Below are 20,380 nucleotides of genomic sequence, written 5' to 3'. Positions count from 1 at the left end.
AAGCGAAAAAAAACTATTGACAAATGGAAAGAGATAATAGTATAATAGCACTCGGGTCGTGAGGAACGGCCTAACAGATATGGGATCATAGCTCAGCTGGGAGAGCATCTGCCTTACAAGCAGAGGGTCATAGGTTCGAGCCCTATTGGTCCCATATTTATCGAAAGAATGTGGCGGGATAGCTCAGTTGGCTAGAGCATACGGTTCATACCCGTAGTGTCGCTGGTTCGAATCCAGTTCCCGCTATTTGCTGAAGATTTCAGATGAATAAAAGTTTGAAAAAACAGCAAAAAGTTCTTGACAAATCAGAATTAGTGATATATACTAAAGAAGCTGATTGCAAGAGCAATCTAACAGATATGGGATCATAGCTCAGCTGGGAGAGCATCTGCCTTACAAGCAGAGGGTCATAGGTTCGAGCCCTATTGGTCCCATATTTATTGAAAAGAGAATATGGCGGGATAGCTCAGTTGGCTAGAGCATACGGTTCATACCCGTAGTGTCGCTGGTTCGAATCCAGTTCCCGCTATTTTTAAGAAAGCTTGTGTCCGCAAGCTTTTTTTTCTTTTGTAAAAATGTTTTTGAAGAAGGAAAGAAGGGAGAGGCTATGACATTACAGCAATTAAAATATATTGTGGAAGTTGCAAATTGCGGCTCCTTTAATGATGCTGCGAAAAATCTGTTTATTACACAGCCGAGTCTGTCCGGAACTGTTCGCACTCTGGAAGAAGAGATTGGTTTTGATATTTTTCGGAGAAATAACCGGGGAATTGAAGTTACCGTGGAAGGGCGGGAATTTCTTGGCTATGCACGCCAGGTTCTGGAGCAGACAGAGTTAATGGAGCAGAAATATCTTCATAAGAAACAGAAAAAGCAGCTTCTGTCAGTTTCTACACAGCACTATATGTTTGCAGTAAATGCATTTGTGGAACTGATCCACACATATGGGCGGGAAGAATATGAATTTGCTCTGAGAGAGACAAAGACGTATGAAATTATGGAAGATGTGCAAAATTTTAAAAGTGAAATCGGAATCTTGTATTTGAATAGCTTTAATGAAAAAATCCTGACAAAATTTATGAAAGAAAAGCATCTTGTTTTTCATGAGTTGTTCCGTACAAGACCGTATGTATTTCTTGGAAGAAATAATCCGCTTGCTCAGAAAGAACTGCTGACGGTAGAAGATCTGGAAGAATTACCGTATTTGAGATTTGATCAGGGAGAGTACAATTCGTTTTATTTTTCGGAAGAGATTTTAAGCACTGTGTCCCATAAGAAAAGTATTGTTGTCAACGACCGGGCAACGCTGTTTAATCTGCTGATTGGTTTAAACGGTTATACCATTTCTACCGGATTTATCAGTCAGTTTGAAGACCAGATCATTTCAAGGCCATTAATGGAAGATGACGAGATCAAAGTTGGCTATGTTGTGCGAAAAAGCCATGTGGTCAGTGAACTCGGTCAGATGTATTTAGATGCACTTCGCAGTGTTTTAAAAACTGATATTAGTTAAACCTATAACAAGATATTTGTTTTTTGACTTGGACAAGAACAGAAAAGTCTATTACAATATCAAACAGAAAGCAGAGAGGAAATGAGAATATGAGTGATAAGAAAACAATCATTGAATTGAAGCATCTTGGAAAAGAATTTCAGGGAGCAAAATCAAATGTGCGTGCCCTTCGTGATATTAATCTTGAGATTCAGGAAGGGGAAATTTTTGGAATCATCGGATTGAGTGGAGCCGGAAAAAGTACTCTTGTAAGATGCATGAATTATCTGGAAGAACCGACAGAAGGAGCAGTGATCTTTGACGGAAAAGAACTGGGGAAATTATCTGACAAGGAGCTCAGAGAAGCAAGAAGATCCATAGGAATGATTTTCCAGCAGTTTAATCTTCTGTCACAGCGGAATATTTTACGAAATATCAGTTTCCCGCTTGAGATTGCGGGAGTGCCAAAAAAGGATGCGCTGAAAAGAGCAAAAGAACTTTTAGAGGTGGTAGGACTTGGAGATAAAGCAAAAGCATTTCCGGCTCAATTGTCCGGAGGACAGAAACAACGAGTAGCAATCGCAAGAGCACTCGCTGCAAATCCAAAAGTGCTTCTCTGTGATGAGGCTACAAGTGCTTTGGACCCGAATACAACAAAGTCCATTTTAGATCTGTTAAGAGAGATTAATCAGAAGTTTGGCATTACAATTATTATTATTACCCACGAGATGAAAGTGGTAGAATCTGTTTGCCATCGGGTAGCGATTATTGATCAGAGTCAGATTGCAGAGTGCGGACTTGTAGAAGAAGTATTCTCCAATCCGAAGTCACAGATCGGACGTCATTTTATTCTCGGAGATTCACTCAAAGAGATTTCTTTTGATACAAAGTCTTTTTATCGTATTATTTTTGACGGGTTGGAAGCTACAGAGCCGGTAATTGGCAAAATGGCTCTGGCATGCGGATTCCCGGTAAATATTGCATATGCGTCTACAAAGCGAATTGGGGATAAGGCATTCGGGCAGATGGTCATTCAGGTGCCGGCGAATGTTGAAGACAGACAAAAGGTTATAAGATTTCTTGAGACAGAGAAGATACCATATGAGGAGGTAGAGGGAAATGAATTTTGATGCAGAAACATGGCGTATGATCGGAATTGGTATGCTGCAGACAATTTATATGACAGGAATCGCATCACTTCTTTCGTATGTGATCGGACTTCCGCTTGGAGTGATCCTTGTCGTAACAGAAAAAGACGGGATTCGGCCGATGCCGACGTTGAATCGTATTTTAGGATTTGTAATTAATATATTAAGATCGGTTCCGTTTATTATTTTGCTGATTTTAGTGATGCCGGTAACGAAGGTACTTGTAGGAACAAAGATTGGCCCGACAGCCATGATTCCGCCGCTTGTATTTTCCGCAGCGCCTTATATTGCGAGAATGATTGAATCTTCTTTGAAGGAAGTTGATTATGGAGTAATCGAAGCAGCCAAATCAATGGGAGCAAGTACATGGCAGATTATTTATAAAGTACTTGTTCCGGAGGCGGTTCCGTCTATTCTTGTAGGAGCAGCGATTTCAGTCACAACAATTATTGGCTATACAGCAATGGCAGGATTTGTCGGAGGCGAAGGACTTGGAGATATTGCAATCCGTTATGGAGTGTACCGCTATGAATTCCCAATTATGATCGTAACAACAGTATTGCTTGTTGTAATCGTTCAGATTGTGCAGGCGGGAGGAATCAGTCTGTCGAAGAAGAGCGATAAGCGTATTCGTTAGACAGTTGAGATAAAAGACAACATGTATTACAGGAGGAATGTATTATGAAATTGAAAAAAGTATTATGTATTGGAACAGCAGCAGTATTATCATTGGCGCTTCTCGCAGGATGCGGCGGAGAAAGCAAAGACAGCGGAGAAAGTAAAAAAGAAAGCAAGAAGATCGTTGTTGGTGCATCCCCATCACCGCATGCGGAAATTTTGAAAGAAGTACAGCCGATTCTTGAAGAAAAAGGATATGAACTGGAGATCAAAGAATATTCTGATTATGTAATCCCGAATACAGCAGTGGAAGAAGGCGAAATTGATGCCAATTATTTCCAGCATATTACTTATATGAATAATTTTAACGAAGAGCGGGGAACACATCTTGTATCTGCCGGAGAGATCCATTACGAACCGTTTGGAATTTATCCGGGAACAGCAGCAAAGTTAGAGGATTTAAAAGACGGAGATAAAATTGCAGTACCAAATGATACAACAAATGAAGCAAGGGCATTGCTTTTATTAGAATCACAGGGTATTATAACATTAAAAGATGGCGCCGGCCTGAATGCAACAAAGAAAGACATCGAAGAGAATCCGCACAACGTAGAGATTGTTGAACTGGAAGCAGCACAGATTCCGCGTGTTTTATCAGAAGTGGCATTTGCGTGCATGAATGGTAACTATGCACTGGATGCAGGATATACAGCAGAAAAGGATGCACTTGTTGTTGAGGATGCTTCTTCAGATGCAGTAAAAGCATATGTCAATGTCATTGCAGTAAAGGAAGGCAACGAAAATAACGATGCAGTGAAAGCGCTGGTTGAGGCTTTAAAGAGTGATGATGTGAAAACATATATTGACAAGACTTATAATGGCGCTGTTGTAGTCGTAGAATAAGAGGTAAAAATATGCGCGTAGGTATGGGATATGATGTACACAAATTAGTAGAAGGAAGAGATTTGATTCTTGGCGGGGTTAAGATACCTTATGAAAAGGGGTTGCTTGGACATTCAGATGCAGACGTACTGTTACATGCAATTATGGATGCACTTCTTGGGGCAGCAGCTCTTGGAGATATCGGAAGACATTTTCCGGATACGGAAGAAGCCTATAAAGGAATTTCCAGCATGAAACTCCTGGAACATGTCAGAACACTTTTGGATGAGAAACTGTATGTGATTGAAAATATCGATGCGACCATTATTGCGCAGCGTCCGAAGATGCTTCCGCACATTCCGGCAATGCGTCAGAATATTGCAGAGGCGCTTCAGATAGAAGTGGATCAGGTAAATGTGAAAGCAACAACAGAGGAAGGGCTTGGGTTTACCGGAAGTGGAGAGGGAATTTCTTCACAGGCAATCTGTGCGATAGAGAAAATAACAAATTTTAGTTATGATGTGACACCTGTAGAAGGATGTTCATCCTGTCCGGGATGTGGCAGAAAATAAGAAAGAATCAGGCAGTGGCGGAATCAAATACCGGCGCTGCCTTTTCCCGTGAAAGAAAGTACAGGCGCCGAATTCAAAGAAAAGATGCAGATGGCGCCGGACAGGAGGAAGAGATGATTCGAAAACTAGAACAGGAAGAGCATAAAAAAACAAGAAAGCTCTGGGAAGAAATCTTTTGTGAAGATTCAAAGAAATTTCTGGATTATTATTATTCAGTCAAAACAGAAGAAAATGAAATCTTTATCATAGAGGCAGATGGGGATATCCGCGCAATGCTTCAGCTAAATCCCTACGAGATGGTTATGCCGGGAGGAGTTAAAAAAACCAATTATATTGTTGGGGTAGCTACAGAGAAAGCGTACCGGGGAAGAAAATTTATGGCAAGGCTTCTGCATCGGGCGCTTGAGGAAATGTACAGAGAGCATCAGCCCTTTACCTTTCTTATGCCGGCAGCAGAAGCAATCTACGCGCCCCATGGGTTCCGATTTATTTATCACCAGAAACGCTGTAAGATTGCCGGAAAGAAAAGGGAATTTCCGGAAGGGATTTTGTGTCGGCAGGCAGAAGAAAAAGATTGCTGTAAGATTGCTGCTTTTGCAGAGCAGTATCTTCAAGAACGCTGCCTTGTGAGGACACGGCGGACTGAGGCTTATTATCAGATGATGCTGAAAGAGCAGATGAGTGAAAATGGAGGGATTCTGCTGCTGGAGCGGGAAGGACAGCTGTTAGGCTGTGTATACTATGCAGAAGAAGAGGAGTATATGGAGATACGGGAACCGCTTTTGCTTCCGGAAGTGGAGAAACTGCTTGGAACAATCGTGTACGCTTTGACAGGCGGGGAAGAGCGGATGATCCTCTGTCAGGCTGTGGAAGAACAGATGCTGTCAGAAGATAGGGCTGTGTGGGAAATGATTCCGGAAAAGCCGGTTATTATGGCGAGAATTGTTGATCTGAAAGCATTTTTGGAATGTTTTCGTGCCAGAGAAGCATTTTCCGAAGAGATTGCTGTGAAAGATGAGATTCTTTCTGGAAATTGTGGGAAATGGAAGATTGAGGCTGAAGAAGGAGAAGTTCTTCGCGTCACGAAAGAAGGAGAACTCGGGGATACGGACGAGAGGGTAATTACAGTAGAAAAGCTGGTGGAAGCGTCCTGTTTCTGGAACAGAGTATTTCTCAATGAAATTGTATAAGAAGCAGAATAAAAAGCGGTTTTCTGTTTTTACAGGTTGAATGGGAGTTGACAAAAAAAACATTTTCCCATACACTATATATCAGATATGAAAAGGCGAAGAACGAAGAGAGTAACAGTTTCAGAAACTGACAGAGAGAAGCTGCCATCGGCTGGAAGCAGCTTTCAGAGGAGAAATTGTGAAGTGCATTCGGGAGCTGATCCGGTGAAAGCGCTGTCCAAGCCGGATACGTAGGCTGACGTTACCGGCATAAAGTGAAAAGAAGCAATTCTTTTAATGAAGAGTGGAACCGCGGAACACTTCGTCTCTTGAAGAAACAGGAGATGGAGTGTTTTTTGATTCATGAAGGAGGATGATGAACATGAAATTATATAATACGATGTCAAAAAGAAAAGAAGAATTTGTACCGATTGAAGAAGGAAAGGTGCGGATGTATGTATGCGGACCGACGGTCTACAATTTTATCCACATTGGCAATGCAAGACCGATGATTATTTTTGATACGGTAAGACGTTATTTTGAGTACAAAGGTTATGAAGTGAATTTTGTATCAAATTTTACAGATGTAGATGACAAAATTATTAAAAAGGCAAACGAAGAACAAGTTACAGCAGAGGAAATTTCCACACGCTATATTGCAGAATGCAAGAAAGATATGGAAGCGATGAACGTAAGACCTGCTACGACACATCCGCTTGCTACGCAGGAAATACCGGGAATGATTGCTATGATCGAGACCTTGATCGAGAAGGGATACGCTTATGAGAAGAACGGTACGGTATATTTCCGTACAAGAAAATTCGAACCATATGGAAAATTATCCCATAAGAATCTGGATGATCTGCGTTCCGGAGAAAGATCTCTTCTTGTGACCGGAGAAGATGAAAAGGAAGATCCGCTTGATTTCGTACTTTGGAAACCAAAGAAAGAAGGAGAGCCATTCTGGACATCTCCGTGGAGTGATGGACGTCCGGGCTGGCATATTGAATGTTCAGAGATGTCTAAAAAATATCTTGGAGAACAGATCGACATCCATGCAGGCGGAGAGGATCTGATCTTCCCGCACCATGAAAATGAGATCGCCCAGAGCGAAGCTGCGAATGGAAAAGAATTTGCACACTACTGGCTGCACAATGGATTCCTGAATATAGATAACCGTAAGATGTCCAAGTCTCTTGGCAATTTCCGCACAGTGCGTGAAATTACAGAACAGTATGATCCTCAGGTATTTCGGTTCTTTATGCTGAGCGCTCACTACAGAAGCCCGCTGAATTTCAGCGCAGAGCTGATGGATGCTGCCAAGAACGGTTTTGAGCGCATTGTGACAGCGGTAGAGAATCTGAAGTATTTGCTCGGCAACGCAAAAGAAGATGCGATGACAGCAAAAGAGCAGGAAAAATTTGCAAAGACAGAAGCGTTTGTGAAGGAATTTGAAGGGGCAATGGAAGATGACTTTAATACAGCAGATGCGGTATCCGCAATCTTCAATCTTGTAAAATATGCAAATACAAATACAGACGAAACATCTTCCAAAGAATTTTTGGAACAATTAAAAGGACTGATCGTAAAACTGGCAGACGTACTGGGGCTGATTGTGGAGAAGAAGGAAGAAATGCTTGATGAAGAGGTTGAGAGCTTGATCGCGGAACGCCAGGCAGCGAGAAAAGCAAAGAATTTCCAGAGAGCAGATGAGATCCGTAACGAGCTTCTTGAAAAAGGAATTATTCTGGAAGATACAAGAGAAGGTGTAAAATGGAAAAGAGCATAGGATTTGATGACTGTCTGAGAGCGGCATTTGATATGCAGGATGTGGATGTACAGAGTTATTCCCCTTTGACGCTGGCGTATATTGGTGACTGCGTGTTCGATCTGATAATTAAGAGTCTTATCGTGAATCAGGGAAATAAACAGGTTCAGAAGCTTCATGCAGAAACGAGCGCGCTTGTCCAGGCTTCTGCCCAGTCCAAAATGATGCGCCCGCTTCAGGAGCTTTTGACAGAAGAGGAGCATGCAGTGTATAAGCGGGGAAGAAATGCCAAGTCGGTTTCCCCGGCAAAGAATCAGAGCATTACCGATTACAGGCGTGCAACAGGATTTGAAGCGTTGATAGGATATTTGTATCTGGAAAAGAAATACGGCAGAATTATGGAACTTGTCAGAATCGGTTTGGAATTTATGGAACACCCAACAGCAGATTTGATTTTAGGAAAGCAGGAGTCTTAGAGCGATAGGAGAAAAAGATGAGTGAAGAAATGAAGACAGTGGAGAACCTTGTAATTGAGGGGAGAAATGCAGTAATAGAAGCATTTCGTTCCGGAAAAACAATTGATAAAGTATATGTATTGGATGGATGTCAGGACGGACCGATCCGGACTGTAATCCGAGAAGCGAAAAAGCATGATACGATTCTTAATTTTGTAACGAAAGAGCGCTTAGACCAACTCTCTGAGACAAAGAAACATCAGGGAGTTGTGGCGCATGCAGCGGCATATGAATATGCGACGGTGGAAGATATGCTGGAACTGGCAAGAAAGAAAGGGGAAGATCCATTTCTGATTCTTCTGGACAATATTGAAGATCCACACAATCTTGGCGCGATTATCCGTACAGCCAATCTTGCAGGCGCACATGGGGTAATCATCCCGAAACGGCGTGCAGTAGGGCTGACTGCAACCGTTGCAAAAACATCTGCCGGAGCGCTGAACTATACGCCGGTTGCAAAAGTAACGAATCTTGCAAAGACGATGGAAGAATTGAAAGAGCAGGGGCTTTGGTTTGTCTGTGCGGATATGGGCGGAGAAGTGATGTACCGCATGAATTTGAAAGGACCAATCGGTCTTGTGGTCGGTAATGAAGGAGAGGGAGTAGGACGTCTCGTGAAAGAAAAATGCGATTATATTGCATCGATTCCGATGAAAGGGGATATCGACTCTCTAAATGCGTCGGTAGCAGCCGGAGTGCTGGCTTATGAGATTGTCCGCCAGAGATTATCATGATCGATTATAAGCAGAAAACAGATGAGCAGCTGATAGAGGAGCTGCGTGCCGGCGATAAGCAGATTATTGATTATATTATGGAGAAATATAAATACATGGTTCGCCAGAAGGCGAAAGCGATGTATCTTCTCGGCGGCGAAAATGATGATCTGATCCAGGAAGGAATGATCGGATTGTTTAAGGCAATCCAGGATTTTAATCCGGACTATGGAAGAGCTTTTTCCGGATTTGCGGAGCTTTGTGTAGAAAGGCAGATGTATTCTGCTATTGAGGCATCAAAAAGAAAGAAGCATATCCCATTGAATTCTTATATATCAATCTATGAGGCAGAACAATGTGGATCAGGAGAAGGGGGACAGCATCTCCCCCTGGTGGATGTGATGGAAGCAGAAAAAGAAAGCAATCCGGAAGAGCTGCTGCTTGGGAAAGAGCAGATGGAGCATCTGGAAAGTGCGCTGAAAGAGAATTTAAGCAGTCTGGAAAGTCGGGTACTGTATTTGCAGCTGCAGGGAATCGATTATCAGACGATTGCAAGATTGATCGATAAAAGTCCCAAAGCGGTAGATAACGCGCTCCAACGAATCCGGGCAAAAGCGGCGCAGATTATGAAACATGCGGGGAAGAAATAATATAACAGAGGAAAATGTGCCTTAATTTGGCGGCGAAATGGAGATTGGTATGACGAAAAATAATTACAGACTCATGATAAAGATTGCGGTTGCGCTTGCGATTGCATTAATTTCCGTTTTTGTTTTAACGAGATATGCAGCATCACCGGAGTTTCATGCGAAGACCATTCAGTCTCTGGACGAGAAAAAGAAAACGGTAATGGAGCTGACGGCAGCTTCCGTGGCGGCATCTACTGCGGTAACGATGATTCCCGGAGAAACAGCAACACCAATTGCAGAAAAACTGGCAGATCTGAGTTCTTACTTTTTGATTGTGCTTTGTGCGATTTATCTGGAAAAATATTTATTGACGATAACCGGATTCGCAGCATTTCAGATATTGATCCCGGCAGCCTGTCTGCTGTATGTGATCGGATTATTCCGTAAAAAAGAGATTTACCGGCAGTTTGTAGTGAAATTAACTGTATTTGCAATTGCGATTGCAGCAGTGATCCCTGCCGGTGTAAAAGTTGCAGATATGATTGAAGCAACTTATGAATCTTCTATCAATAGTACGCTTGCTTCGGCAAAAGAAGCGACGGAAGAGATTGAAGAAAATACGGAAGAAAGCGGCGGTGTCTGGGATAAATTTGTTGGTGCGATTAAAGACGGAGTGTCTGGAATTGTAACAAAAGTAGAAACGGTATTAAATAATTTTATTGAATCGCTGGCGGTAATGATTGTGACCTCCTGCTTGATTCCGATTCTCGTGCTGTTGTTTTTTGTATGGTTTACGAAACTGATTCTTGGAATTCAGATTCCGCTGCCGAAAAAACTTCCGGCGGTTGGAACAAGAAAGAGGAATTCGAACAAAAGAGAATCACTATAATCCGGAGGAAACTATGCTTGCCTATACTTATGTGGAAAAAGGGAAATTTGAATTAAAAGAGAAAGAAAAACCGGTTTTGAAAGATGGACAGGATGCGATCGTTCGTGTGACGATGGGAAGTATCTGCAGCAGTGATCTTCATATCAAACACGGTTCGGTACCGAGAGCGGTTCCGGGAATTACTGTTGGACATGAAATGGTTGGAATTGTAGAAGAGATAGGAAACGATGTAACAGCAGTCAAACCCGGAGATCGTGTTACAGTAAATGTGGAAACTTTCTGCGGAGAGTGCTTCTTCTGCCAGCATGGATTTGTGAATAACTGCGTTGATGCCAACGGCGGATGGGCGCTTGGCTGTCGGATTGACGGCGGACAGGCAGAATATGTAAGAGTGCCGTATGCCAATCAGGGCCTGAACAGGATTCCGGACAGCGTGACAGATGAGCAGGCGCTGTTTGTGGGGGATGTTCTTGCAACAGGATTCTGGGCAGCAAAGATTTCCGATATTCAGAAAGAAGATACGGTACTGATCATCGGAGCAGGGCCGACAGGAATCTGCACATTACTCTGTGTGATGTTAAAGGAGCCGGAACATATTATTATCTGTGAGAAAGATCCGCAAAGAATAGCATTTGTCCGTGAGCATTATCCGAATGTATGTGTTGCCACACCGGAAGAATGTGAAAAAATGGTGCAAAAATACAGCAGGCATGGGGGTGCAGATGTTGTCTTGGAAGTTGCCGGAACGAAGGAAACATTCCAGATGGCATGGAAATGTGCAAGACCAAATGCGACTGTGACGATTGTAGCTCTCTACGATGAATCACAGACATTGCCATTGCCGGATATGTATGGAAAAAATCTCACGTTCAAGACAGGCGGTGTTGACGGCTGCGACTGTAATGAAATTCTGGAATTGATTGCAGAAGGGAAGATTGATACGACTGCGTTAATTACTCACACATATGCACTGAAAGATATTGAGGAAGCATATCGTGTCTTTGAGCAGCGGTTGGATCAAGTCATTAAGATTGCAATTGTAAATGAAAAATAATCACTAAGAACGTTATATAACAAAAAGCACACGATCGTGTGCTTTTTGTCATGGGATAGAAGGTTTAATGTCTTTCTTCGCTCCACTCAAGAAATTTTCCGGTGGCAGCGTCAATCTCAAATTCATATTCAATTTGATTATAAATAATATCTCCTTCGTAAGTTTCATATCCATCGTCAAAGTCGAGGTTCATACGAAGATCATTTTGGGTTGCTCCGGAAACACGTTCAAGAGCAAGGGCAGCAGCTTCCTCCCATGTGATGCCGTTTGAGGCATTTTTGTGAGTGGAAGCAGAATCCGGTGAAGAGGATTCTTGTGAATCTGTTTGAGCTGCCGCGTCTGCTTGTGCGGAAGGCTTCTGTGAGTCTGCCTGTGCCGAAGCGGATACATTTTCAGAAGGTTCTGTGGAAGTGTCAAGGATTGTTCCGTCAGAAGCCTGAATTTCATATTCATACTCCATATTATCATAAGTAAATTGGATATCGTAAGTTGGAAGACCATCGTCATGATCTTTGGAAATACGGAACCGGGAAGTATCCTCTCTGGTAATCCCGACATCGTTTAAAGCGATTTTTTCTGCTTTCTCCTTTCCGATATCAGAACCATTGGAAGCCAAACCGCAGGCAGCCATGCTGCCGGATAAAATAATAGAAGCTCCAAGTAATGTCATATATGTTTTCATACGTTTCATAGTCAAATCCTCACTTTCTGATTTTCTGTATCTTTGTGTTGTATTTAGTATAGTATGTGAAGATTAAAGAAAAATTAAAACCTTTCATTTTTTTCATTTTTTTTTATTTTTTTAGGCCCGAAATTTTCCTGAGAATGAGATGCGGGGAGAAGAACAGTAAAGGTACTTCCGGCAGAGGGCTTGCTTTGGGCAGTGATAGTGCCGCCGTGGGCAGTTACAATCCATTGCACCATAGAAAGTCCGAGACCGAAATGGCTGTCTCCGGTTCGGGAGGAATCAGCACGATAAAAGCGTTCCCAGATATGGGAGAGGACCTCTTCTGACATGCCGATACCATCGTCACGAATCTGAAGAAGAATGTCAGAACCGGACGGCGTAAGGCTAATCCATACGTTTCCATTCTCTTTTCCATAAGTGACGGCGTTGGATAAAAGATTGATCAGAAGTCGGAAGTAAGCGGTTTCATCTACGCAGGCAAATAGATTCGGAGTAATCTCTGTATGAAATTGGATATGCCTGGAGGCAGCAGTTAAAGCCTGCTCTTCGACAGTCATTTCTGTCAATTCGCTAAGATTCAGGTACTCGAATGTTAGAATGGCTCTGTTTTGATCTGCGCGGGAGAGCAACAGCAAATGGGAGATCAAAGTGGAAATCTGGCGGGATTTTCGGTAAATGACTTCTGCCTGTGAGCGCAGTTCTTCCGGAAGAGAGGGATTTTCCAAAAGAGCTTCGCTCTGGGCGCAGATAACACTGACAGGAGTGCGAAGTTCATGGGAAACATCGGAAGTAAATTGTTTTTCACGAAGAAAAGCGGCTTCCAGTTCGTCTAACATTAAGTCAAAAGTATCTGCAAGATAGTGGATTTCATCCAAGTTCCGCTCGGTATTTGGATGGCTGCCGGTGCGCAGAGAGAGGTCGCCATTGGCACGGATCTGTTCTACAGTATCAGTCAGCGTGCGGACCGGACGAAGGGAACGGTTGATAATGTAATAACCGAGGAGTGAAGTCAGGAGGATCATGAGCGGAAGAAGGACTAAGGCAAAACGCAGTGTAATGCGGAAGTTATTTTCCGCTTTGGATGCAGAGGTGATTCCTCGTACATAAAAGGTATAATCCGACTCCGGTTCATAAAGAATATCATAAATATACCAGGTAGTATTGTTTTCGGAGACGGTTTGAAGTTCTCCGTCAGTCAACGGAGCAAATACAGTTAGATCGTGTGGAACTTTTCCATACAGGAATTCACCGCCGGGGCTGTAGACTGCGAGATAGATGCCGTGTTCCAGAGAATAAAAATCAGAATCAATATCGAGCGCACCGTCTTCCGGTTCGATATCGTCAAGGCTGTCGGCGACATGCTCTTTTAAAGAAGCCTGAGCAGAAGCAAGGATTTCACGACCGGAAAGGGAAAACAAAATAGCCAGAGCTGCGGCAGAAATCAAAATCATAAAAAAAGAATAAAGTAAAGTCAGTTTCAATTTTAAAGGAAGCTTTTTCATAAATTACCTTTCTGTTTCTTCGATGCGAAGCACATATCCGGCGCCGCGGACCGTGTGGATCAACTTTGGAGTAAAACCGGTGTCAATTTTTTTGCGCAGATAGCGGATGTAAACGTCGATGACATTAGAGCCGCCGCTGTAGTCATAATTCCAGAGATGCTGTTCCATCTTATCTCTGGAGAGTACAATTCCCTGGTTCTGCATCAGATAGCGCAGCAAAGCAAATTCTTTGCCTGACAGAGAAATTTCCTGGGTACCGCGGAATACTTTGTGGGTATCAAGCTGCATTGTCAGGTCAGCCAGATGAAGACAGGATTCCTGAGGAGTGTTTGGCGCTCTCAAAAGTACGCGGACTCTGGCCAGAAGTTCTTCGAAAGCAAAGGGTTTCACAAGATAATCATTCGCTCCGGAATCCAGACCGGTTACCCGGTCCTCGATGCTGTCACGGGCAGTCAAAAGAAGCACAGGGCATCCGATACCATTTTTGCGGAGGGTGCGAAGAAGTGTCAGACCATCCAGTTTTGGCATCATAATATCAAGGATAGCAAGGTCATATTCGGCAGAAGTCAGATAGGAAAGCGCTTCTTCTCCATCAAAGCAGCGATCGACACTGTAATGTTCTGCTTCAAGTTTTGATACAATGAGACGATTGAGATCTTTTTCGTCTTCTGCAATTAAAATACGCATAATATCCATCCTTCTTTCTTTTTTAGATGTCTTTTAGTATACCATTTTTTGAAAGGAAATTGGGCTGTCAGCAGTAGATTTTGAAATCTTTTTTTCGTTTGGAAGATTTTTATTGACATATACCCCATATGGGTATATTATTTTCTTGAACAGAAAACGAATAGAGATTTTGGAATAAAGCAGGAGGAAAGAACATTGGAAGAAAGGAAAGAATGCTGTCATAAAACGAAGAAGCGAACAGAGAAAGAATATAAAGATCTGGTAAATCGGCTGAGCCGGATTGAAGGGCAGGTAAGAGGAATCAAAAGAATGGTAGAAGAAGATGCATACTGTCCGGAGATTTTAATTCAGGTGTCAGCAGTGAATGCAGCACTGAATAGCTTTAACAAAGTGCTGCTGGCAGAGCATATCCGAAGCTGTGTTGCAGAAGATATCCGCAAAGGAAATGATGAGATCATTGATGAGTTGGTTGCAACGCTTCAGAAATTAATGAAATAACAGAGGGAAGAGAACATGAAACAATATTCAGTAACAGGGATGAGCTGCGCGGCGTGCAGCGCCCGGGTAGAGAAAGCAGTCATGAAAGTACCCGGAGTAACAGCATGCTCTGTCAGCCTTTTGACAAATTCTATGGGAGTGGAAGGCGATGCACAGCCGGAAGCAGTGATTGCAGCAGTAGAGGAAGCCGGATACGGGGCGCAAGTCAAAGGAGAGCGCAGCCCACAGAAAAGCAATCCGGAAATGGGAGGAGAGGAAGCTTTCCTGAAAGATACAGAGACGCCAAAGCTGAAAAAACGTCTGATCGCGTCACTTTGCTTTTTACTTCCGCTTATGTATGTTTCTATGGGGCATATGATGTGGAATTGGCCGCTTCCGGAAGTTTTTGCGGAAAATCATGTGGCTATTGGCATTTTTCAAATGCTGTTTACCGGAATCGTTATGGTAATTAATCAGAAATTTTTTATCAGTGGATTTAAAAGTTTGTGGCACAAAGCGCCGAATATGGATACGCTCGTTGCCCTTGGATCAGGAGCTTCATTTGTGTATAGTATGTATGCACTGTTTGCGATGACAGATGCACAGATGCATGGGAATACAGAGAACGTAATGGAATTTATGCATGAATTTTATTTTGAATCTGCGGCAATGATTCTAACTTTGATTACTGTAGGAAAGATGCTTGAGGCCCGCTCAAAAGGAAAAACGACCGATGCATTGAAGAGTTTGATGAAACTGGCGCCAAAGACGGCGATGGTCCTGAGAGATGCTGAAGAGATGGAAGTGCCGATTGAGCAGGTGCGTCGCGGTGATATCTTTCTTGTGCGTCCGGGGGAAAATGTACCGGTAGATGGAATTGTGTTGGAAGGAACGAGCGCAGTCAATGAATCTGCGTTGACTGGAGAGAGTATTCCGGTTGATAAAAAACCTGGCGATACCGTTTCTGCCGCAACTTTAAATCAATCTGGATTTATGAAGTGTGAGGCTTCCCGTGTGGGCGAGGATACTACGTTATCCCAGATTATTCAAATGGTGAGCGATGCGGCAGCTACGAAAGCGCCGATCGCGAAAGTTGCAGATAAGGTATCGGGGATTTTTGTTCCGGCAGTCATTGGGATTGCAGTGTTGACGATTCTGGGGTGGCTGGCTGTAGGTGAAAGCATTGGCTTTGCGTTGGCAAGAGGAATCTCCGTGCTGGTAATCAGCTGCCCGTGTGCACTTGGGTTAGCGACACCGGTGGCGATTATGGTTGGAAATGGCATGGGGGCAAAACATGGAGTGATGTTTAAAACAGCTTCTTCATTGGAAGAGACCGGAAAGATGCAGATTGTGGCATTGGATAAGACCGGAACCATTACGAGCGGAAAGCCGCAGGTAACAGATATGCTTCCGACAGAAGGTGTGACAGAAAAAGAATTGCTTACAATGGCGTATGCACTGGAGAAGAAGAGTGAGCATCCACTGGCAGGAGCAATTCTGGAGAAAGCCAGAGAGAGTGCCGTTGACGAAATCAATGAAGTAACAGAATTCCAGGCAGTTCCTGGAAATGGTCTTTCCGGCTTATGGCATGGAGTGCCGGTGGCAGGAGGCAATTTCAAATTTATCCGTGAGATGGCAGAAGTTCCGGAAGAAATGAAGAAGAAGGCAGAGGAACTTGCGAATCTTGGAAAAACACCGCTTTTTTTTGCTGAAGCAGGGAAACTGACTGGTGTAATTGCGGTGGCTGATGTGATAAAAGAAGACAGCCCGAAAGCGGTAAAAGAGCTGCAGAACATGGGCATCCATGTAGTTATACTGACCGGGGACAATGAGCGCACTGCGAAAGCGATCGGAGAACAGGCAGGAGTTGATGAAGTCATTGCAGGGGTACTTCCGGAGGGAAAAGAGAGTGTCATCCGTTCTTTGAAACGGAAAGGAAAAGTAGCTATGGTTGGAGACGGCATCAATGATGCTCCTGCTTTGATGCGGGCCGATATTGGAATCGCGATAGGAGCCGGAACAGATATTGCCATTGATGCGGCGGATGTGGTATTGATGAAGAGTAAATTGAGCGATGTGCCGGCGGCAATCCGTTTAAGCCGTGCAACGCTGCGAAATATCCATGAGAATCTGTTCTGGGCATTTTTCTATAATGCAATCGGAATTCCGCTGGCAGCAGGCTTGTGGTATCCGATTTTTGGCTGGAAACTAAATCCAATGTTTGGAGCAGCAGCAATGAGTTTATCCAGTTTTTGTGTTGTGACAAATGCACTCCGGTTGAATTTTTTCAACATGCGAGATGCAGGAAAAGATAAAAAAATAAAAATCAGAAAGAAAGAGGAGGAACAACCTATGGAAAAAACAATGAAAATCGAAGGAATGATGTGTGGACATTGCGAAGCGAGGGTAAAAAAATGCCTTGAGAAATTGCCGGAAGTAGAAGAAGCGATTGTAAGCTATGAAGCCGGAACAGCAGTGGTAAAATTAAACAAAGAGATTTCCGATGATGTATTAAAACAGACAGTGGAAGATCAGGATTATGAAGTAAAAGAAATTATTTAAGATTACGGGAAATTCGTGAAAAATCTTAATAGGAATATTGCAGATAAGGGAGCGTCCATTAGAAAGGACCTCCCTTTTGTAATTCTTGAAAAATATGTTCGTATTCGTCTGAAAAAAGACTCCCTTTATTCCAGAGAAATGTAAAATCATGCATGACCATGAAATCGGTCAGAGGTATCTGGATAAGACGCCCTGTCTTTAGTTCTTCCGCAACAGCTGCTTTGTATAAGAAAGAGATACCGCAGTCCCGACAAAGAAGGCTGACAATGGCATGGATATTTTCTAACTCAACGATTCGCTGAAAATCACGGATGGACATGTTCTTCAGAGCCAGTGTTTTTGTCAGAACTGCTCTTGTGCCGGATCCCTGCTCCCGGATTAAAAGACGCTCCCCGGTAAGGTCTTTTAACATTCGAATCGGCTTTTGAAATTGATGTTCGGCAGCACATACAGCAATGTATTCTTCTGTTTGATAGTTCCGGGTTTCATAATGTTCACCGGTAAAATAACCTTCCACAATGGCAAAATCAATGATTCCTTCCCGAAGTTCTGAAAGGAGTGTCTGGGTATTACCGTAGCGGATATGAAAATTAGTTTCCGGATGCGATTTGATAAACTCGGCAAGTGCAGGAATTACTGCATATTCTCCAATGGTCATCGTAACGCCGAAAGTCAATGTTTTCTGATTGACCAAACTGTTTTTGATACGCTTTTTGATATGTTCTTCGTCATTTCGCATTGTTTCCAGCGCCTGGCGAAGAATCTCACCGGCCGGTGTCAGCTGAAGACCTCGCTTTTCCCTTAGAAAAAGAGGAGCGCCGTAAATCTCTTCCAGATATTTAATATGTTGAGAAACAGCAGGCTGTGTCAGATGAAGCGCTTCAGCGGCATGGGTAAAGTTCATGGATTCACAGACTGTCAAAAATGTTTTCATACGAAAATCAAGCATGTCAACCTCCAGAAAGATAGATATTCATGATCGGATGGATCCGTATAAATAAGCATATCAAATATTTTATGAAAAGACAATTTGCGGTTGACATTTTTTATCCATATTCTATAATAAAAGAAAAAAGTTTTTTTTAGAACTGTTTTGAAAAGAACTTTATAAGAGCTTTTCGGGAATGCCGAAAGAAAAAGGAGCGGATTTCTGAAATAGTATTACATTTAGAAAGGAAGAAAGAGTGTTATGAAAAGGACAACGGATCTTCTTGTAAGCATTAGAAAAATTTTGAAAATCGACGAGGACTTAATGAAAAGTGTTTGTGAAATGTATGATTTGACGCTGATTGAAGCGAAGATTCTTGTGTTTTTAAAGAATAATCCAGGTTGTGACACAGCTGCGGACATTGTGGAATACCGTATGCTGTCAAAGGGAAACGTATCGCAGGCAGTGGACAGTCTGATCCGGAAACAGTATTTGCAGAGAAGACCGGATGAAAATGACCGCAGGAAAGTGCATTTGTCGCTGCTTCCGGCAGCAGATCCTGTGAGTGCTAAAATGCAGATTTTGCGTTCTGATTATGAGAAGAGGTTATTTGACGGCATGACAGAGGAAGAGCGCCAGACATTTATCAGACTAAGCAACAAAGTGATTGAAAACAGCAAAAAAATAGCAGAGAGAAGGAAATAAAACATGAAAGAAGAAAAGGATTTTTTGGGAAAAGAGCCAATTGGGAAACTGCTCTTGCGGCTTGCATTGCCGACAATCACAGCCCAGATCATTAATATGCTGTACAATATTGTAGACCGGATTTATATTGGGCATATTCCGGAAAACGGAGCAGCGGCGCTGACCGGCGCAGGCGTATGTATGCCGCTGATCATGATCGTTTCTGCATTTGCAGCGCTTGTAGGAAATGGAGGAGCTCCGAGAGCTTCGATCGCAATGGGAAAAGGAAAAAATGATGAAGCAGAGCAGATTCTTGGCAACTGCTTTACGCTGCAGATAGTTCTTTCATTGATTTTAACCGTTGTTCTATTTCTCTTTAACCGGAGTTTTCTGATGGCATTCGGAGCCAGTGAAAATACGATTGAATATGCGGTAAGTTATATGAACATTTATTCTCTTGGCGTACTGTTTACGCAGTTGACGCTGGGAATGAATGCATTTATCACAGCGCAGGGATTTGCAAAGACCGGAATGCTGTCTGTATTGATTGGCGCGGTAACGAATATTGTGTTGGATCCAATCTTCATTTTCGGACTGCATATGGGAGTACGGGGTGCAGCGCTTGCAACGATCATTTCTCAGGCATGTTCCTGTATTTGGGTATTATGCTTTTTATTTGGAAAGAAGCCATTTCTTAAAATCCGCAGGGTGAATATTGGACTTTGCCCAAAAGTAATTTTGCCGTGTATCGCACTTGGTTCTTCTTTTTTTGTTATGCAGGCAAGCGAGAGCGTCATCTCTGTATGCTTCAATTCCTCATTATTAAAATACGGAGGGGATATTGCAGTTGGAGCTATGACAATCTTAACAAGCGTTATGCAGTTTGCCCTGTTGCCAATCCAGGGACTCGGACAGGGAGCGCAGCCGATCATCAGTTATAATTATGGAGCTAAAAATGTAGAGCGGGTAAAAGGGGCGTTTAAACTGCTTTTGAAACTGAGTCTTGCCTATTCGTGTCTGTTCTGGGTTGGGGTAATGATGTTTCCGAGAGCATTCGCATCCATGTTTACAACCGACACAGCGCTTCTTGACTTTACCGGAACAGCTCTTCGCATTTACATGGGAAGCATGTGTCTGTTTGGAATTCAGATGGCGTGTCAGATGACATTTACTTCGCTCGGAAATGCAAAAGAATCTATTACGGTTGCAATTATGAGAAAATTTGTTCTTCTCATTCCGCTGATTTATATTATGCCAATGCTGTTGAAACAGAATCAGACGATGGCTGTTTATATGGCAGAACCGATTGCAGACTTTCTGGCAGTGATTTTTACAGCCTGTCTGTTCCGTGTTCGGTTTAAAAAGTCACTAATGTTAATTGGAGAGAAATAAAACAGGAGAAT

General features: G+C 42.9%; 20 protein-coding genes, 4 tRNA genes and 1 other annotated feature. Of the genes, 20 read left to right on the top strand and 4 right to left on the bottom strand.

Annotation, left to right across the window (positions count from 1 at the left end):
- Positions 1–81 precede the first annotated feature (81 nt).
- The 16 genes from KFE17_05575 to KFE17_05500 all read left to right on the top strand — a co-directional run bounded on the left by KFE17_05575 (position 82) and on the right by KFE17_05500 (position 11,449).
- A tRNA-Val gene (locus KFE17_05575) sits at positions 82–154 on the top strand.
- 18 nt (positions 155–172) lie between these two features.
- Positions 173–246 (top strand) — tRNA-Met (locus tag KFE17_05570).
- A gap of 115 nt (positions 247–361) precedes the next feature.
- A tRNA-Val gene (locus KFE17_05565) sits at positions 362–434 on the top strand.
- 21 nt (positions 435–455) lie between these two features.
- Positions 456–529, top strand: a tRNA-Met gene (locus KFE17_05560).
- Between the two features lie 78 nt (positions 530–607).
- Entirely contained in the window at positions 608–1,513 is a 906-nt protein-coding gene (locus tag KFE17_05555; protein ID QUO33211.1) for a LysR family transcriptional regulator, read from the top strand.
- 89 nt (positions 1,514–1,602) lie between these two features.
- Positions 1,603–2,622, top strand: a complete 1,020-nt coding sequence (locus KFE17_05550; GenBank protein QUO33210.1) for an ATP-binding cassette domain-containing protein — start codon at positions 1,603–1,605, stop codon at positions 2,620–2,622.
- On the top strand, positions 2,612–3,277 hold the full coding sequence (locus KFE17_05545) for an ABC transporter permease (GenBank protein ID QUO33209.1): 666 nt from the start codon (positions 2,612–2,614) through the stop codon (positions 3,275–3,277). The genes KFE17_05550 and KFE17_05545 overlap by 11 nt, the downstream gene beginning before the upstream one ends.
- Before the next feature lie 44 nt (positions 3,278–3,321).
- Complete coding sequence (locus KFE17_05540) at positions 3,322–4,161, top strand: MetQ/NlpA family ABC transporter substrate-binding protein (protein ID QUO33208.1); 840 nt, start codon at positions 3,322–3,324, stop codon at positions 4,159–4,161.
- An 11-nt stretch (positions 4,162–4,172) separates the two neighbouring features.
- Positions 4,173–4,712, top strand: a complete 540-nt coding sequence (locus tag KFE17_05535) for a 2-C-methyl-D-erythritol 2,4-cyclodiphosphate synthase (GenBank protein ID QUO33207.1) — start codon at positions 4,173–4,175, stop codon at positions 4,710–4,712.
- A 113-nt stretch (positions 4,713–4,825) separates the two neighbouring features.
- On the top strand, positions 4,826–5,902 hold the full coding sequence (locus KFE17_05530) for a GNAT family N-acetyltransferase (protein ID QUO33206.1): 1,077 nt from the start codon (positions 4,826–4,828) through the stop codon (positions 5,900–5,902).
- 89 nt (positions 5,903–5,991) lie between these two features.
- Positions 5,992–6,214: a binding site (T-box leader), on the top strand.
- Between the two features lie 49 nt (positions 6,215–6,263).
- Positions 6,264–7,670 (top strand): cysteine--tRNA ligase, encoded by a 1,407-nt coding sequence (gene cysS / locus KFE17_05525; protein QUO33205.1) that lies wholly within the window; start codon positions 6,264–6,266, stop codon positions 7,668–7,670.
- Entirely contained in the window at positions 7,655–8,125 is a 471-nt protein-coding gene (locus tag KFE17_05520; protein QUO33204.1) for a ribonuclease III, read from the top strand. The genes cysS and KFE17_05520 overlap by 16 nt, the downstream gene beginning before the upstream one ends.
- Positions 8,126–8,142: 17 nt before the next feature.
- On the top strand, positions 8,143–8,898 hold the full coding sequence (gene rlmB, locus KFE17_05515) for a 23S rRNA (guanosine(2251)-2'-O)-methyltransferase RlmB (protein QUO33203.1): 756 nt from the start codon (positions 8,143–8,145) through the stop codon (positions 8,896–8,898).
- On the top strand, positions 8,895–9,527 hold the full coding sequence (locus KFE17_05510) for a sigma-70 family RNA polymerase sigma factor (GenBank protein QUO33202.1): 633 nt from the start codon (positions 8,895–8,897) through the stop codon (positions 9,525–9,527). Before rlmB ends, KFE17_05510 begins: the two co-directional genes overlap by 4 nt.
- Positions 9,528–9,564: 37 nt before the next feature.
- Positions 9,565–10,395, top strand: coding sequence for a hypothetical protein (locus tag KFE17_05505; protein ID QUO33201.1), 831 nt, complete (start codon positions 9,565–9,567; stop codon positions 10,393–10,395).
- A gap of 13 nt (positions 10,396–10,408) precedes the next feature.
- Positions 10,409–11,449: an alcohol dehydrogenase catalytic domain-containing protein gene (locus KFE17_05500; GenBank protein QUO33200.1), complete on the top strand. Its 1,041-nt coding sequence runs from the start codon at positions 10,409–10,411 to the stop codon at positions 11,447–11,449.
- Positions 11,450–11,513: 64 nt separating this feature from the next.
- On the opposite strand, the gene KFE17_05495 is transcribed toward KFE17_05500, so the two are convergent.
- From KFE17_05495 to KFE17_05485, 3 genes are all read right to left on the bottom strand, one after another.
- A complete protein-coding gene (locus KFE17_05495; GenBank protein QUO33628.1) occupies positions 11,514–12,131 on the bottom strand; it encodes a PepSY domain-containing protein in 618 nt (205 codons plus the stop codon).
- Between the two features lie 83 nt (positions 12,132–12,214).
- Complete coding sequence (locus KFE17_05490) at positions 12,215–13,639, bottom strand: HAMP domain-containing histidine kinase (GenBank protein QUO33199.1); 1,425 nt, start codon at positions 13,637–13,639, stop codon at positions 12,215–12,217.
- Positions 13,640–13,642: 3 nt separating this feature from the next.
- Positions 13,643–14,326, bottom strand: coding sequence for a response regulator transcription factor (locus KFE17_05485; GenBank protein QUO33198.1), 684 nt, complete (start codon positions 14,324–14,326; stop codon positions 13,643–13,645).
- Between the two features lie 195 nt (positions 14,327–14,521).
- On the opposite strand from KFE17_05485, the gene KFE17_05480 reads away from it, so the two are divergent.
- Positions 14,522–14,824: a metal-sensing transcriptional repressor gene (locus tag KFE17_05480; protein QUO33197.1), complete on the top strand. Its 303-nt coding sequence runs from the start codon at positions 14,522–14,524 to the stop codon at positions 14,822–14,824.
- A gap of 15 nt (positions 14,825–14,839) precedes the next feature.
- A complete protein-coding gene (locus tag KFE17_05475) occupies positions 14,840–17,365 on the top strand; it encodes a heavy metal translocating P-type ATPase (protein QUO33196.1) in 2,526 nt (841 codons plus the stop codon).
- A gap of 58 nt (positions 17,366–17,423) precedes the next feature.
- On the opposite strand, the gene KFE17_05470 is transcribed toward KFE17_05475, so the two are convergent.
- Positions 17,424–18,314: a LysR family transcriptional regulator gene (locus KFE17_05470; GenBank protein ID QUO33195.1), complete on the bottom strand. Its 891-nt coding sequence runs from the start codon at positions 18,312–18,314 to the stop codon at positions 17,424–17,426.
- Positions 18,315–18,554: 240 nt separating this feature from the next.
- Here KFE17_05470 and KFE17_05465 point away from each other — a divergent pair, with 240 nt between their 5' ends.
- Positions 18,555–18,998, top strand: a complete 444-nt coding sequence (locus tag KFE17_05465) for a MarR family transcriptional regulator (GenBank protein ID QUO33194.1) — start codon at positions 18,555–18,557, stop codon at positions 18,996–18,998.
- Between the two features lie 3 nt (positions 18,999–19,001).
- Positions 19,002–20,369: an MATE family efflux transporter gene (locus KFE17_05460; protein QUO33193.1), complete on the top strand. Its 1,368-nt coding sequence runs from the start codon at positions 19,002–19,004 to the stop codon at positions 20,367–20,369.
- Positions 20,370–20,380: the final 11 nt, after the last annotated feature.

Source organism: Faecalicatena sp. Marseille-Q4148 (genome assembly GCA_018228665.1).
In the GTDB taxonomy this organism is placed as follows: domain Bacteria; phylum Bacillota; class Clostridia; order Lachnospirales; family Lachnospiraceae; genus UBA9414.
Note: the sequence above shows the minus strand (reverse complement) of the source record. Positions and strands in the feature narration are given on the sequence as shown.

Excerpts from the sequence above, each read along its gene's own strand:
- KFE17_05555 (QUO33211.1), top strand. The coding sequence starts at position 608 with ATGACATTACAGCAATTAAAATATATTGTGGAAGTTGCAAATTGCGGC.
- KFE17_05550 (QUO33210.1), top strand. The coding sequence starts at position 1,603 with ATGAGTGATAAGAAAACAATCATTGAATTGAAGCATCTTGGAAAAGAA.
- KFE17_05545 (QUO33209.1), top strand. The coding sequence starts at position 2,612 with ATGAATTTTGATGCAGAAACATGGCGTATGATCGGAATTGGTATGCTG.
- KFE17_05540 (QUO33208.1), top strand. The coding sequence starts at position 3,322 with ATGAAATTGAAAAAAGTATTATGTATTGGAACAGCAGCAGTATTATCA.
- KFE17_05535 (QUO33207.1), top strand. The coding sequence starts at position 4,173 with ATGCGCGTAGGTATGGGATATGATGTACACAAATTAGTAGAAGGAAGA.
- KFE17_05530 (QUO33206.1), top strand. The coding sequence starts at position 4,826 with ATGATTCGAAAACTAGAACAGGAAGAGCATAAAAAAACAAGAAAGCTC.
- cysS (QUO33205.1), top strand. The coding sequence starts at position 6,264 with ATGAAATTATATAATACGATGTCAAAAAGAAAAGAAGAATTTGTACCG.
- KFE17_05520 (QUO33204.1), top strand. The coding sequence starts at position 7,655 with ATGGAAAAGAGCATAGGATTTGATGACTGTCTGAGAGCGGCATTTGAT.
- rlmB (QUO33203.1), top strand. The coding sequence starts at position 8,143 with ATGAGTGAAGAAATGAAGACAGTGGAGAACCTTGTAATTGAGGGGAGA.
- KFE17_05510 (QUO33202.1), top strand. The coding sequence starts at position 8,895 with ATGATCGATTATAAGCAGAAAACAGATGAGCAGCTGATAGAGGAGCTG.
- KFE17_05505 (QUO33201.1), top strand. The coding sequence starts at position 9,565 with ATGGAGATTGGTATGACGAAAAATAATTACAGACTCATGATAAAGATT.
- KFE17_05500 (QUO33200.1), top strand. The coding sequence starts at position 10,409 with ATGCTTGCCTATACTTATGTGGAAAAAGGGAAATTTGAATTAAAAGAG.
- KFE17_05495 (QUO33628.1), bottom strand. The coding sequence starts at position 12,131 with ATGAAAACATATATGACATTACTTGGAGCTTCTATTATTTTATCCGGC.
- KFE17_05490 (QUO33199.1), bottom strand. The coding sequence starts at position 13,639 with ATGAAAAAGCTTCCTTTAAAATTGAAACTGACTTTACTTTATTCTTTT.
- KFE17_05485 (QUO33198.1), bottom strand. The coding sequence starts at position 14,326 with ATGCGTATTTTAATTGCAGAAGACGAAAAAGATCTCAATCGTCTCATT.
- KFE17_05475 (QUO33196.1), top strand. The coding sequence starts at position 14,840 with ATGAAACAATATTCAGTAACAGGGATGAGCTGCGCGGCGTGCAGCGCC.
- KFE17_05470 (QUO33195.1), bottom strand. The coding sequence starts at position 18,314 with ATGCTTGATTTTCGTATGAAAACATTTTTGACAGTCTGTGAATCCATG.
- KFE17_05465 (QUO33194.1), top strand. The coding sequence starts at position 18,555 with ATGAAAAGGACAACGGATCTTCTTGTAAGCATTAGAAAAATTTTGAAA.
- KFE17_05460 (QUO33193.1), top strand. The coding sequence starts at position 19,002 with ATGAAAGAAGAAAAGGATTTTTTGGGAAAAGAGCCAATTGGGAAACTG.